A 13,691-nucleotide genomic window follows, 5' to 3' on the forward strand; every position below is an offset into this window, starting at 1 on the left:
TCAGCCGGTGCAGCGGGCGGATAATGGGGTGCAGTCAAGGAAAGGCGCTGCCGTGGAAACGAATACACCCGGAGCCGGACCGGCACGCGCTGAACTGTCCGTGGGACAGGTGGCCGAGCGCAGCGGGGTCAGTGTCTCCGCCCTGCACTTCTACGAGCGGCAGGGACTGCTCTCCAGCCGCCGGACCCAGGGAAACCAGCGGCGCTATGACCGTTCGGTGCTTCGCCGGGTGGCGGTGATCCGCGCTGCGCAGCAGGCGGGCATCCCGCTGGCCGTGATCAACCGGGCCTTTGCAGAGCTTCCACCGGACGGAGTGCCGGACCAGGCTGACTGGCAGCGCCTTTCGGCAGCCTGGCAGCAGGAGCTCAATACCCGCATCCGGCACCTGCAGGCATTGCGTGACCGGCTGGGCGGGTGCATCGGCTGCGGCTGCCTCTCGCTGGCCCAGTGCCGTTTTGTGAATCCAGACGATTCGGGCACAGGTACCGGTGCCCGGGCGTTTGACCTCTGAAGGCGATTTGACCTCAACTATGGTTGAGGTTCTAGCGTTGAGGAATGCCCACCACGGGCTGGTCTGCGGAAGGACTCTGATGACGCGGGATACGGCTCTGTGCGAGCGGAATGTAACGGATGCATTCAAGGACGCCTTTCGGGCACATCCGGCGGGCGTGGCCATCATTACGGCCGACGGCGGCAGCGGCCCGGTGGGGCTGACCGCCTCCTCGGTGTCTTCAGTATCAGCGGAACCGCCGATCCTGTCCTTTTCCCTGGCCTCGACCCATGGGACGGCCGGGGTGATTGCCGGCGCCGAGACCGTCGTCGTCCATCTGCTGGGTGCTGACAATGCAGCGCTGGCAGCACTTTTCGCCCGGCAGGGCGCGGACCGCTTCGGCTCCACGCCAACCCGTACGCTGCCCGGAGGCGAACCCCTCCTGGAGGAAGCTCCGGTGGCGCTGCGCTGCCGGATCGACGGCAGGATCCCCGTGGGCAGCTCCATCCTGATTGCTGCCACCGTGCTGGAGATCCTGCCCGGCGGCACGGACCAGGAACCGCTGGTCTATCACAACCGGACCTATCACCGCCTGGGCGGGCACTCGGTGCTGGGCCAGGCCGGGCAGATTGCTTCCGGAAGCGGCCGATAGCGGATAATCGGGTTCAGGCCCGTCCGACGACCGTCGGCGGGAACAACCCACCGGAAGGCAGGGCGATGGCAAAGAAAAAATTCAAGGACCTGAGCAGCGGACAGAAAAAGGGCTTCGGAGCCCTGGCCGGAGTCCAGTTCCTGCTCGCCGGCGCCGCGCTGCGGGATTTGAAGAAGCGGCCGAAGGACCAGATCCGCGGCAGCCGTGGTTGGTGGATGGCGGCGTGCGGCATCAACTTCGCCGGTCCCATCGCCTACTTCCTCTTCGGGCGCCGGTCCGCCTAACCATGGTGCGTTCGCGCAGCACCGGAACCAAACCGCCGGTCCTTGAGCCGGTCCGCCCGCAGGACCTGACCGACGGTGCCGGCGTTCCGGTGGGCAGCCACCAGGAAGCGGTGGCCTATAACGGAGAATCCTTCGCCGGTTTCGAGCTGCGCGGGGCAGTGTTCTCCGAATGCAGCCTCACCGGAGTGTCCCTGGACAACGCCGACCTCACCGCCGCCCGGTTTCTGGAATCAACTCTGGAAAACCTGTATGCCCCGGTGTTCCGGGCGGCACGAACCACCTTCCGGGACGTGGAGATTTCCAATCCGCGCCTGGGGTCCGCTGAGCTTTACGGCGGCAGCTGGAACTCTGTCCGGGTTGACGGCGGAAAGATCGATTTCCTCAACCTGCGCGGCTGCACGCTGACCAACGTGCTGTTCTCCGACTGCATCATCGGGGAGCTGGACCTGGACGGTGCGCGGCTGAACCGGGTGGCATTCCGCGGTTGCCGCATTGACTCGCTGCTGCTGGGAAGCGGCGGCACGGCGGTGGATGCGGACCTGCGCGGGTCCGCGTTCCGCAGCATCACCGGACTTGCCGGCCTCAAGGGGTTCACCGTGGATGAAGAGCAGCTTATGCTGCTGGCTCCGCTGCTCGCGGACCAGCTGGGCCTGCGGGTGGAAGCCTAGGGCTGTCCCGCGTACTGGTCCCAGGGGATGTTCCAGTCGCCGTAGCCGTCACCGATGGGCACCGGACCGGCTTCGGTGTTCAGCACCTGCACCACGTCGCCGGCGTCGAAGTTGTCGTAGAAGTACTTGGCGCCCTCGGCCGACATCCCCACGCAGCCGTGCGAAACATTGATCCGGCCCAGGGCTCCCACGGCGCCGTCGAGGGCCTGGTGGACAAAGACACCGCTGTTGGTCAGGCGGCTGGCCCAGGACGCGTCGAACGGCTCGTAGTAGTCGGGGTCTCCGGGTGACAGGCCGATGCTTTCCGCACGGAAGGGCAGCTTCTCATGCTGGCTCACGACCACCTGGTAGCCGGACGGCGAGGGCCAGGCGGGTTCGCCGAGGGTGACCGGGAAGGTGCGGACCAGCTGCCCGTCGAGGAACACCTGCATGGTCTTGGTGTTGTTATCCACCACGGCCAGGCGGGTGTTGTGCGTGTTGAAGGTGCGGGTTTCGTTGAAGTTGCCGATCATGCCGTTGCCGAAGTCCACACCGAACAGCTGCATGTCCACGGTGACGGCGCTGTTGGGTGCCCAGAAGGCCTCCGGCCGGTAGCGGACTTTGTTGTCCGTGATCCAGTAGAACGCACCGGTCTGGCCCGAAGTGCTGGTGATCTTGATGGCCTGCTCCACCGCGTCCTTATTAAGCACGGGTTCACTGAAGGTGATGTCGATGGGCTGGCCGACGCCCACACTGGCGGCGTTCTGCGGGTACATAAAGGCATTGGCTTCATTTGCGGGAAGCACTGTTTCGAAGCCCTGCCTGCGGGTGGTCTCCTTGCCGGCGGAATCCGTAAGGACCACTTCGAAGCCGTACTTGGTGTTGAACGCCAGCGGAGCCTCGGCGGTCCACACGGCGCCGTCGGCGGACATCACGCCGGGAACAGGCTCGCCGCCGGCTTCCGGCTTCAGGGTCACCTTCTTGATTTCCGCATTGGTGGCGGTGACGGAGGGCGTCTCGGCCGGGTTGACGCCCACGGCGCCGTCAGCGGGCGTGGTGGTGATGGACACCGGGGCGGCCTGCTTGGACGGCGCAGCCGACGACGATGAACCGGCGTTGGAGGAGGGACCGGCGCCGGGGGATGACCCCCCGGAGTTGTCCGGGGAGCAGGCGGTTCCGCCGCCCAGAACCAGCACGGTGGCTACTGCTGCGGCTATTGGCCACTTGCGGCTTTTTCTGTCCTGCACAGCCAGGTCCCCTCAAAGTATCCGCCGGGACCGTCAAGCAGACGGAGACCGGCACTATTACAGCTGAGCCGGCTGGTCCGGCGCCTATTATCCTACCGATGATATTAGCTTCCCGGGATATCCAGGACACCGTTATGGAATTGTCGCCTAACCGGCCGTTGGCTCACTTGCCGGCGGGGTCAGCCGCGCCGCCTGCCGGATGATGTTTTTCGCCATGGAGGGAAAGATCAGGCCGTGGAAGGGGGCAATGAGCCACCAGTACAGCTTCCCGGCCAGCCCCTTCGGGAAGTAAACGGCCCGCTGCCGGTACAGGCTGCCGCCGTCCCCGTCCGGGTCCACGCGCATCTCCAGCCAGGCCTTGCCCGGGACCCGCATCTCCGCGCGCAGCCGGAGCAGGGTGCCGCGCTCCAGCAGTTCCACCCGCCACCAGTCCACCACGTCTCCGGTGAACAGGGTGGTGGGGTTGCGCCGGCCGCGGGTCAGGCCGGCTCCGCCCACGGTCTTATCCAGGACACCGCGGATGGCCCACGCCATGGGCAGCGAATACCAGCCGTTGCGGCCGCCCACCCCCTCGATGACCTGCCAGACCGCCGCCGGATCGACGGCCGCACGGCGCTGCCGGGAATCCACATAGACCGTCTGGCCGGCCCAGTCCGGGTCGCTGGGCAGCGGATCGGATGCCAGGTCGGCAGACGCGGAGGCATTGGCCCACGTGGTTTCCACCTCGCCGCGCTTTTCCTTGCCCAGCGCCCGCTTCACGGCGTCGTGGTAGTCGGTCAGCCCGCCGTCGGGCAGCGGCAGGTACCGGTCAATGTCGTGTTCCTTGGCGACGGCGTCGTGCTGCAGGGACTCTACGAGCGGCAGCGCCATGGCACGCGGAATCGGCGTCACCAGGGCCACCCAGTGTCCGGCCAGCCGCGGGGCGGGCAGCGGCAGCGCATAAATGCGCCTGCGGGGCAGCCCGGCTTCCTCTGCGTACCCGTTCATGATCTCTGCGTAGGTGAGGACTTCCCGTGAGCCGATGTCGAAGGTCCGGTTCACCTCGGCGGGAATGTCCACGGCGCGCACGAGGTAATGCAGCACGTCGCGGACGGCAATCGGTTCGATCCGGCGCCGCACCCAGCTGGGTGCCGGCATGACGGGCAGTGTTTCGGTGAGGTGCCGGATCATTTCGAAGGACGCAGACCCGGACCCGATGACGACGCCGGCCTGGAACACCACCGCCGGCACCTCGCCTTCGAGGAGGATGCGTCCCACCTCGGTCCGGGATTTCATGTGCGGTGACAGTTCGCCTTCGGGATGCAGGCCGCCGAGATACACGATCCGTTTCACGCCCGCTTCCGCGGCGGCGTCGGCCACCAGATGGGCGATGGCGGACTCCTGGCTGCTGAACCCTTTGCCGGAGGCCATGGAGTGCACCAGGAAATACAGGGTGTCGATGCCGGTGAACGCCGCCGCGGCGGATTCCCGGTCCGAGAGGTCGCCCTGGACAATCTCGACGTCGGACGCCCACGGCACATCGGAAAGTTTTTCGGGGGACCGGGCCAGGACCCGGACCTGGTGGCCGTCCTCGAGGAGCAGCGGAACCAGCCGCCCGCCGATGTATCCGGTGGCACCGGTGACCAGGACCTGCTGGCGTTCTGTCATTTCCCCAACATACACACGCGCTGCCCCCGGTGGTCAGGGCCGCGGGACGCTGTGCGCGAAACGCCGCGAACCTCCGTGCCGTTTCCGGCAGCGTCATTCCGGAACGATTGATAAGCCCCCTGATGAAATGCTGGTATTTGTCCGGTATCCCGGTAAGACTAGGGGGCATGGCGACAGGCGGAGGTAAGCAGCAGGAAACCGTCAGCGTGGAGGGGCACCGGCTCCGTTTGACCAATCTGGACAAGGTGCTTTATCCGGAAACGGGGACCACCAAGGCGGATGTGATTTCCTATTACGCCGCCGTGGCCGAGTTCATGCTGCCGCACTCGCGCAACCGCGCCGCCACGCGCAAACGGTGGGTGCACGGCGTGGGGACGCCCGAGCACCCCGGCCAGGTGTTCTTCCAGAAGAATATTGAAGACTCCGCTCCGTCCTGGGTAAAGCGGTTCTCCATTGAGCACAAAACCTCCACCAATACCTACCCACTGGTGAATGACCTGGCCACGCTGACCTGGCTGGCCCAGTCCGCCGCCCTGGAAATCCATGTGCCGCAGTGGCAGTTCGGGCCGCGCGGCAGGATCGGCAATGCGGACCGGATGGTGCTGGACCTGGACCCCGGTGAAGGCGCGGGCCTGGCTGAATGCGCTGAAGTGGCCCGCCTGGCCCGGGTCATCCTCGCCGACATGGGCCTGGATGCCCGGCCCGTGACCAGCGGCTCCAAGGGCATCCACCTTTACGCCGCACTGGACGGCAGCCAGAGTTCCGACGACATCAATGCCGTCGCCCACGAACTGGCCCGCGCCCTGGAGGCCGACCATCCGGACCTGGTGGTCAGTGACATGAAGAAGGCGCGGCGCCTGGGCAAGGTGCTGGTGGACTGGAGCCAGAACAACGGCAATAAAACCACCATCTGCCCGTACTCGCTGCGTGGCCGGTTCACTCCCACGGTGGCCGCCCCGCGGACCTGGGAGGAACTTGAGGACCCGCATCTGGCGCAGCTGGATTATCTGCAGGTCCTGGACCGCGTCGGCAGCGGCTCCGATCCGCTCGCCGGAATGGAGAGCGGCGCCTTCGCGGAAGAGTCGCTGGAGGAGGCCACGGCGGACTCCGGGGAGGCGTCCGGGGCGGTCCGGTCCGCGGGCGGCGGCACGGACCGGCTGATCAAGTACCGGAGCATGCGCGACGCTGCGAAGACGCCGGAGCCGGTCCCGGAGGAGGCGTCCACTCCTTCGGAGGGCAACAGCTTCGTCATCCAGGAACACCATGCCCGCCGGCTGCACTGGGATTTCCGTCTGGAGCACGACGGCGTGCTGGTGTCATGGGCGCTGCCCAAGGGGCCGCCGTCGACCTCCGGAAAAAACAATCTGGCCGTGCAGACCGAGGATCACCCGCTGGATTACGGGAAGTTTGAGGGACATATTCCCAAAGGGGAATATGGCGGCGGGGATGTCACCATCTGGGATCACGGCACCTATGAGCGGGAAAAGTGGCGGGACGGCAAGGAAGTCATCGCCGTGCTGCACGGCCAGCCCGACGGCGGCCTCGCCCGCGAAGGGGCAGCCGACCGGCGCTACGCGTTGATCCACACCGGCTCGGGCGGCGACAAGGCGAACAACAACTGGCTGATCCACCTCATGAAGAACCAGCCGAAGCCCGGCGAAAAGGGGACCCCCGAAGCTCCGGCCAGCCCCTCGGCCGCTGCTACTGCTGACACTCCCGAGGAAACACCGGAATCGCCCACGGAGTCCGTGGCCGCTGCCGCCCGGACCCGGCCGGCCACCGCCGCCGCCCCGGCAAAAACCGCCTCCGTCGACGTCGGGAAGGTAGCCCGCGACGCGGACGACGCGTCGGTGCCCGCCGTCGACCCGATGCTGGCAACGCTCGGCAGCCGGGCGGAAATCAACGACGACGACGAGTGGGCCTTCGAAATGAAATGGGACGGTGTACGCGCCGTCGTCACGGTGACGCCGGAAGGTACCCGGCTTCTCTCCCGCAACGGGAACGACATGACCGCCGCCTATCCGGAACTGCAGGACCTCAGCGCGCACCTCAACGGAGAGCGGGCCGTACTGGACGCCGAAATTGTTGCGCTGAACAAGGCCGGCCGGCCGGACTTCGGCCTGCTGCAGCCCCGCATGCACCTGACCAAGCCGCGGGAAATCGCCGCCGCCGCCGGGCGGACACCGGTGCACCTGATGGTCTTTGACCTGCTCTGGCTGGACGGAAATTCGCTGGCGGACCTCACCTATGAACAGCGCCGGGAAATCCTCGAGCAGGCCGTCGAACCCGTTCCCGACGGGCATCTCCAGGTGCCGCCGGCACTGGACATGTCCATGGATGAAGCGGTGGCAGCCAGCAAGGAACTCGGTCTGGAAGGGGTGATGGCCAAGCGCCGCAGCAGCACCTATGCCCCCGGCCGGCGTTCCAAGAACTGGGTGAAGCTGAAGAACCAGCTCACGCAGGAGGTAGTGGTGGTGGGCTGGCGGCCGGGGCAGGGCAACCGGCAGAACAAGGTCGGTTCCCTCCTGGTTGCCGTTCCGGACGGGGTGGACCTGAGATATATCGGACGGGTGGGGTCCGGCCTGAGCGAGAAGGACCTCGCAACCATCGGTCCGCGCTTGAAGAAGATGTCCCGCAAGACGGCGCCGCTGGATGACGTGCCCTCGGCTGATGCCTCCGATGCCCAGTGGGTACGGCCCGCGCTGGTGGGTGAAGTGACCTTCTCCGAGCGCACCGGCACCGGAAAACTCCGCCATCCCGTCTGGCGCGGCCTGCGCCCGGATAAAAAACCGTCCGACGTCGTGGTGGAGACCGCCTAGGCGCACCACGCTGACCCCGACCGGAAAGGACCCTTCGATGACTGAGACCAGTGCCGCCCCGCCGGACCGCATTCCCGGCACCGAACCGCATCCAGACAGCGCCCTGGACGGCGTGGACGCCTGGTGGCGGGCCGCGAACTACCTCTCGGCCGGGCAGATTTACCTGCGGGATAACCCGCTGCTGCGCCGGCCACTGGAAAAATCCGACGTCAAGGCGCGGCTGCTGGGGCACTGGGGGACCACTCCCGGGCTGAACTTTATCTACGCCCACCTGAACCGGCTGATCCGCGAGCAGAAACGCAGCGTCCTGTTCATTACCGGACCCGGGCACGGCGGCCCTGCCAATGTCGCGAATGCTTGGCTGGAGGGCACCTACTCCGAGATTTACAGCCATGTGGGCCGTGACGAAGAGGGCCTGCGCACCCTGTTCCGGCAGTTCTCCTACCCCGGCGGAATCCCCAGCCACGCTGCGCCGGAAACCCCCGGCTCCATCCACGAGGGCGGCGAACTGGGCTATTCCCTGGCCCACGCCTACGGGGCGGTCTTCGACAACCCGGACCTGGTGGCTGCGACGGTGATCGGCGACGGCGAGGCCGAAACCGGTCCGCTGGCCGCCAGCTGGCATTCCAACAGCTTCCTTGACCCGGCGGTGGACGGAGCGGTGCTGCCCATCCTGCACCTGAACGGCTACAAGATCGCCAACCCCACCATCCTGTCCCGGATGCCCGAGGAACAGCTGCTGAAACTGCTCGAAGGCTACGGCTACCGCCCCTACGTGGTGACAGTGGAGGACCCGGCCGCCGTCCGGCAGGCGCACGAGGACTTCGCCGCCGTGCTGGAGACCTGCCTGGCGGAAATCACCGCCATTCAGGAGCCGTACCGCACCGGCGAAAAGACGGCAGTGACCCCGGACGTCCCCGGCGCCGACGCGGTGGAGCAGCACGCTCCCCGCTGGCCGATGATCGTGTTCCGTTCACCCAAGGGCTGGACCGGTCCCGCCGTCGTCGACGGGCTGCAGGTCGAAGGCACCTGGCGGGCCCACCAGGTCCCGCTGTCCGAGATCCATGACAACCCGGAGCATCTGGCCCAGCTGCAGGAATGGCTGCAGTCCTACCGTCCCGGGGAACTGTTTGACGCCGAGGGCCGGCTTGCCGCAGAGCTTGCCGCCCTGGCCCCGGAAGGGGACCTGCGGATGAGCGCGACGCCGTACGCCAACGGCGGGCGCCTGCTCCAGGACCTGCACCTGCCGGACTACGCCGACCATGCGGTGAAGATCGACCATCCGGGCTCCGAGCAGGTCAGCCCGATGTATAACCTGGGCGGCTACCTGCGCGAAGTGATCCGGAAGAACCCGTCCAACTTCCGGATCTTCGGCCCGGACGAAACCGCGTCCAACCGGCTGCAGGCCGTCTATGACGTCACGGACAAGGCCTGGCAGCAGCGGATCGACGAACTCGACGAGCATCTGGCCCGCAGCGGACGCGTGGCCGAGGTGCTCAGCGAGCACCTGTGCGAGGGCTGGCTGGAAGGCTACCTGCTGACCGGCCGGCACGGCGTGTTCAACTGCTACGAAGCATTTGTGCACATTGTGGATTCCATGTTCAACCAGCATGCCAAGTGGCTGAAGGTCAGCCGCGGGCTGAGCTGGCGCCAGCCGGTCGCCTCGCTGAACTACCTGCTCTCCAGCCACGTCTGGCAGCAGGACCACAACGGGTTCTCGCACCAGGATCCGGGTTTTATCGACCATGTGGTGAACAAGAAGGCAGACGTCATCCGGGTCTACCTGCCGCCGGACGCCAACACCCTGCTGGCCGTGGCCGGGAACATCCTGGACAGCCGGGACCGGGTCAACGTGGTGGTGTCAGGCAAGCAGCCGGCCCCGGTCTGGCTGGATCCGGAGCAGGCGCTGCTGCACGTGGAGCGCGGCGTCGGGATCTGGGACTTTGCCGGCAGCGAAGGTTCCGGTCCCGGCGTCCGGACCGACCCCGACGTTGTCATGGCCTGTGCCGGCGACGTGCCCACCCTGGAGACCGTGGCAGCCGCGGCGCTGTTGAAGGAACAGCTGCCGGAGCTGAAAATCCGGGTGGTCAACGTGGTGGATTTGATGGTGCTGCAGGACCCGCGCGAGCATCCGAACGGGCTGCCGGACCGGGATTTCGACACCCTGTTCACCCAGGATCGGCCGGTGATTTTCGCCTATCACGGCTATCCCTGGCTCATTCACCGCCTGACCTACCGGCGCACCAACCACGACAACCTGCACGTGCGCGGCTACAAGGAGGAAGGCACCACCACCACGCCGTTCGACATGGCCATGCTGAACCAGATTGACCGGTTCCAATTGGCCATCGACGTGCTGGACCGGGTAGCGTCGCTGAGATCGACGCAGGCGTCCTTCCGGCAGCATTTGCAGGACGAACGGGCACGTGCCCGGCAGTACACCCGCGACGAAGGGCAGGATCCGCCGTACATCACCGGCTGGAACCTGCAGGAAGCAGAGCAGGACACGGCCGGCTGATTTTCCCGGCCGGACGCGGTACGCAGAAGCTTCGGCGGAGCCCGTCAAGGGCAGCCCGCCGTGGAAAAGTACGATCCATCCATCGAAGGAGAGTTCATTGACCACTGATCAGACGAGCGTTGTAGTTTCCCGGGTCATCGATGCCTCGGCAGCAGACATTTTCAACCTGTTGTCCAACCCCGAGCGCCACCACGAGCTGGACGGCTCCGGCATGGTGGTTTCGGACGAGAAGACCGACCGCATCACGGCTTCCGGCCAGGTCTTCACCATGAACATGCACAACGAAAAAATGGGCGACTACCAGACGGAAAACCACGTCACCGGGTACGACCATAACAAGCTGCTGGCCTGGCAGACCGCTCCGGCCGGCACCGAACCCAAGGGTTGGCAGTGGGTCTGGGAACTGCAGGCCGACGGCGCCGACTCCACCGAAGTCACGCTGACCTACGACTGGTCCCACGTCACGGACAAGGAAACCCTCAAGAAGGTCTCCTTCCCGATGGTGTCCAAGGATGACCTCGAGGAATCCCTGAACAAGCTCGCCGCAGCGGTTTCCGGCGCGTAAGGGCTTTCTACGACGGCGGCCGGTGCCTTCCTTCGGGAGGGTGCCGGCCGCCGTCGTTGTGTGGTGCCGCTGTTCTGCCGCCGTGCCCTCCGGCTAAGGTGTGCCGCATGATCCGGGAAGGAACGCCGCAGGATGTCCCCGCCCTGGCACGTCTGCGGGCAGCGTGGACGGCAGAAGCCTCGATCGAGCCGGGGTGTGCGGAACCTGCTGAGGAGTTCATCGAGGCCTTCCGCACCTGGCTCGCAGCCAACCCGCGCACGTTCTTCGTGGCCGAAGCGGACGCCGGTGACGCCCTGATCGGCATGCTGAACCTGTCGATCTTCGAGCGGATGCCGAAGCCCGGCAGACCGGCGTCCGTCTGGGTCTATCTGGCCAATGCCTACGTGCTGCAGGCACACCGGAACGCCGGCGTGGGCAGCGGTCTGCTTGCTGCGGCCGTCGGGTATTCACGGAGTCTCGGGGCGGCGCGGATTGTCACCTCGCCCTCGCCGGCGTCGAAGGACTTCTACGCCCGGCACGGCTTTGAACCGGCGGAGGAGCTGGCCGTCTACCGGTTCTGACCCCGGGCGCGAAACGACGACGGCGGCCGGCACCTTCCATGGGGAAGGCACCGGCCGCCGTCGTGCTTATCTGCGGTGAGTGATTAGACCGCGGACCAGCCGCCGTCGGAGGGCAGGATGGCGCCGTTGATGTTCACGCCGTCATCACTGAGCAGGAACGTGATGGAGGCCGCGAGGTCCTCCGCCGAGGCCAGGCCCGGAATGTTGACGCGTGCCGGGGACAGGCGTGCCTCGCCGTACTCGCTGGTCTTGCCGCCCATCGGAATGCCGGTGGCTACGCCGCCCGGAGCCACGGCGTTTACGCGTATGCCTTCACGGGCATACATAAACGCAGTGCTGCGGGTAATGCCCACCACGGCGTGCTTGGACGCCGTGTAGGCCACGCCGGAAGCGGAGCCGCGCAGGCCGGCCTCGGAGGTGATGTTCACAATCGAGCCCTTGCGGGCTTCGAGCATGGTCGGCAGCACGGCGCGGGTCAGGCGCATCAAGCCTTCCACGTTGACGGCGAAGATCTTCTGCCACATGGCATCGGAGACCTCGTGCAGCGGGGAGAAGTCGTCATTGATGCCGGCCACGTTGGCCAGGCCGTCAATCTTGGTGCCGGCAGCGGCCATGATGCTGTCGATGGCGGCGGCGTCAGTCAGGTCGCCTGCAACCGGAACAATGGCCTCGCCCAGCTCTTCAGCGAGTTCCTTGATCTTCACCTCGGCGATGTCGACGGCAATCACGCGGCCGCCTTCACGGGCGATGCGGCTGGCGGTGGCACGGCCGATGCCGGAACCGGCGCCGGTGACAATCACGGTGCGGCCTTCGAAGCGGCCTTCAACGGTCGGCAGGACGGTTTCGGCGATCTCGGGCATCACGCCGCCGTTGGCCTGCTTCACGAGTTCATCCACGGCAGCCTGCGGGAACTTGCCCTGGCTGAGGTCAACCAGCTGCTGCAGCTTCATGGTCAGGGCGGGGCCGAGCGTGTTCTCGTCGCTACCGGCCTGCGCGAGGAAACCGCGGATGGCGGGTCCGCCGGCGGGGTGGTCGAGCCACTGCTGGACGGTGTTCTGGGCGGTGATGGGCGAATTGGCCACGAACCGGTCCTTTCGATCGGGAAGCGGCCGTAATCTGCGGCCGCAGGTATCGGCAGCTCGCCACGATGGTTACACGTGTAAGTTGCCTGTATCGTCAGACTACCGGAGAAACCTCCGGAGGATAAGGGGCCTTGCGTCACCGTGTTTCGGGCGGGTCGCCGGAGGCCGAAGCGACAGAGGGACTTCAATGAACCGCAGGGTTACGTCCAACGACGTCGCGCAGGCGGCGGGCGTCTCCCGCGCCACCGTCAGCTACGTACTGAACGGACGCACCGGGCAGAGCATCTCGGCGGTAACCCGGGACCGGGTGCTCGACGCGGCCCGGGACCTCGGCTATGCGCCGTCGACCGCCGCCCGCACCCTGCGCCGCGGCCGCAGCGACCTGGTGCTGATGCTGCTGCCGCCTGAACCCCTGGGCCGCGCCCTGGCGATCATCATCGACGCCGCCTCCGAAGAGGTGGAACGGCAGGGACTGCGGCTGGTGGCGCACCGGCTGCCGGCACAGGGGGGAGCGCCGTCCCTGGTGCAGTCGCTGGCGCCGGCAGCGCTGATCCTCATCACTCCGCTCCCGGAGCAGGAACTGGCAGCCCTGGCGGCAACTGGTCTCCGGGTGGCGTCCCTGCACCAGGCGCAGGAGAACCCCCTGGCACCGGACCTCGGCATCGGAGCGCGGCAGGTGCAGCACCTGGCCGAGGCCGGACATCAGCGGATCGGCGTGGCGGTGCCGCCGGAGTCCGGTTACGCCTGGCGGGTGGACGTCCGGCTGGCCGCCATCGAGGACGCCTGCGCCCGGCTGCATCTGCCGCCCCCGGTGGTGGCGCGGCTGGGCCTGGACGCCGGGGAGGCAGCCGCCGTCGTCGGCCGCTGGCTGGAGGGCCCGCAGCCGGTGACCGCAGCCTGCGCCTTCGACGACGAGCATGCCTTCGCGTTGCTGGCCGGGCTGGCGGCACACGGCCGGACCGCCCCGGAGGACCTGGCCGTCATCGGCGCCGAAGACATCCCGCTGGCCTCGCTGGCAGTGCCTCCGCTGACGAGCGTGTCGGTAGATGCCCAGTCGCTGGGGAAGCGGTTCGCGCGGATGGCCGTGGCCTCCCTGGACCTGCCGGAAAACGGCGCAGGAGATGCGCAGCCGGCGGGCCTGCCGCCGGTTCGCCTGGTGCGGCGTGCTTCGGCCTGACAA

The 13,691-nt window shown here is 67.0% G+C and carries 12 protein-coding genes; 9 read left to right on the forward strand and 3 right to left on the reverse strand.

The window, feature by feature from the left end; all coding sequences use genetic code 11:
* Positions 1 to 52: 52 nt before the first annotated feature.
* From soxR to N2K95_RS00235, 4 genes are all read left to right on the forward strand, one after another.
* Positions 53 to 511, forward strand: a complete 459-nt coding sequence (soxR, locus tag N2K95_RS00220) for a redox-sensitive transcriptional activator SoxR (protein WP_255791349.1) — start codon at positions 53 to 55, stop codon at positions 509 to 511.
* 79 nt (positions 512 to 590) lie between these two features.
* A complete protein-coding gene (locus N2K95_RS00225; protein ID WP_260652419.1) occupies positions 591 to 1,142 on the forward strand; it encodes a flavin reductase family protein in 552 nt (183 codons plus the stop codon).
* 65 nt (positions 1,143 to 1,207) lie between these two features.
* Complete coding sequence (locus N2K95_RS00230) at positions 1,208 to 1,426, forward strand: PLDc N-terminal domain-containing protein (RefSeq protein ID WP_255791351.1); 219 nt, start codon at positions 1,208 to 1,210, stop codon at positions 1,424 to 1,426.
* 2 nt (positions 1,427 to 1,428) lie between these two features.
* On the forward strand, positions 1,429 to 2,094 hold the full coding sequence (locus tag N2K95_RS00235) for a pentapeptide repeat-containing protein (protein ID WP_260652420.1): 666 nt from the start codon (positions 1,429 to 1,431) through the stop codon (positions 2,092 to 2,094).
* On the opposite strand, the gene N2K95_RS00240 is transcribed toward N2K95_RS00235, so the two are convergent.
* On the reverse strand, positions 2,091 to 3,320 hold the full coding sequence (locus N2K95_RS00240) for a L,D-transpeptidase (protein ID WP_260652421.1): 1,230 nt from the start codon (positions 3,318 to 3,320) through the stop codon (positions 2,091 to 2,093). The genes N2K95_RS00235 and N2K95_RS00240 overlap by 4 nt on opposite strands.
* A 147-nt stretch (positions 3,321 to 3,467) precedes the next feature.
* Positions 3,468 to 4,967, reverse strand: a complete 1,500-nt coding sequence (locus tag N2K95_RS00245; RefSeq protein WP_260652422.1) for an SDR family oxidoreductase — start codon at positions 4,965 to 4,967, stop codon at positions 3,468 to 3,470.
* A 167-nt stretch (positions 4,968 to 5,134) separates the two neighbouring features.
* Here N2K95_RS00245 and N2K95_RS00250 point away from each other — a divergent pair, with 167 nt between their 5' ends.
* The 4 genes from N2K95_RS00250 to N2K95_RS00265 all read left to right on the forward strand — a co-directional run bounded on the left by N2K95_RS00250 (position 5,135) and on the right by N2K95_RS00265 (position 11,429).
* Positions 5,135 to 7,786, forward strand: a complete 2,652-nt coding sequence (locus tag N2K95_RS00250) for an ATP-dependent DNA ligase (protein ID WP_260652423.1) — start codon at positions 5,135 to 5,137, stop codon at positions 7,784 to 7,786.
* A 37-nt stretch (positions 7,787 to 7,823) separates the two neighbouring features.
* The gene (locus tag N2K95_RS00255; RefSeq protein WP_260652424.1) at positions 7,824 to 10,304 is read left to right on the forward strand and encodes a phosphoketolase family protein; all 2,481 of its coding nucleotides are present in this window, start codon (positions 7,824 to 7,826) and stop codon (positions 10,302 to 10,304) included.
* Positions 10,305 to 10,401: 97 nt separating this feature from the next.
* Entirely contained in the window at positions 10,402 to 10,869 is a 468-nt protein-coding gene (locus tag N2K95_RS00260) for an SRPBCC family protein (RefSeq protein ID WP_255765553.1), read from the forward strand.
* 107 nt (positions 10,870 to 10,976) lie between these two features.
* Entirely contained in the window at positions 10,977 to 11,429 is a 453-nt protein-coding gene (locus N2K95_RS00265) for a GNAT family N-acetyltransferase (RefSeq protein ID WP_260652425.1), read from the forward strand.
* Between the two features lie 83 nt (positions 11,430 to 11,512).
* Here the strand turns inward: N2K95_RS00265 and N2K95_RS00270 are convergent, their stop codons facing one another.
* The gene (locus N2K95_RS00270) at positions 11,513 to 12,511 is read right to left on the reverse strand and encodes an SDR family NAD(P)-dependent oxidoreductase (protein WP_229951333.1); all 999 of its coding nucleotides are present in this window, start codon (positions 12,509 to 12,511) and stop codon (positions 11,513 to 11,515) included.
* Between the two features lie 187 nt (positions 12,512 to 12,698).
* On the opposite strand from N2K95_RS00270, the gene N2K95_RS00275 reads away from it, so the two are divergent.
* A complete protein-coding gene (locus N2K95_RS00275) occupies positions 12,699 to 13,688 on the forward strand; it encodes a LacI family DNA-binding transcriptional regulator (RefSeq protein ID WP_260652426.1) in 990 nt (329 codons plus the stop codon).
* Positions 13,689 to 13,691 lie beyond the last annotated feature (3 nt).

It is taken from the genome of Arthrobacter zhaoxinii (assembly GCF_025244925.1).
GTDB lineage: Bacteria > Actinomycetota > Actinomycetes > Actinomycetales > Micrococcaceae > Arthrobacter_B > Arthrobacter_B zhaoxinii.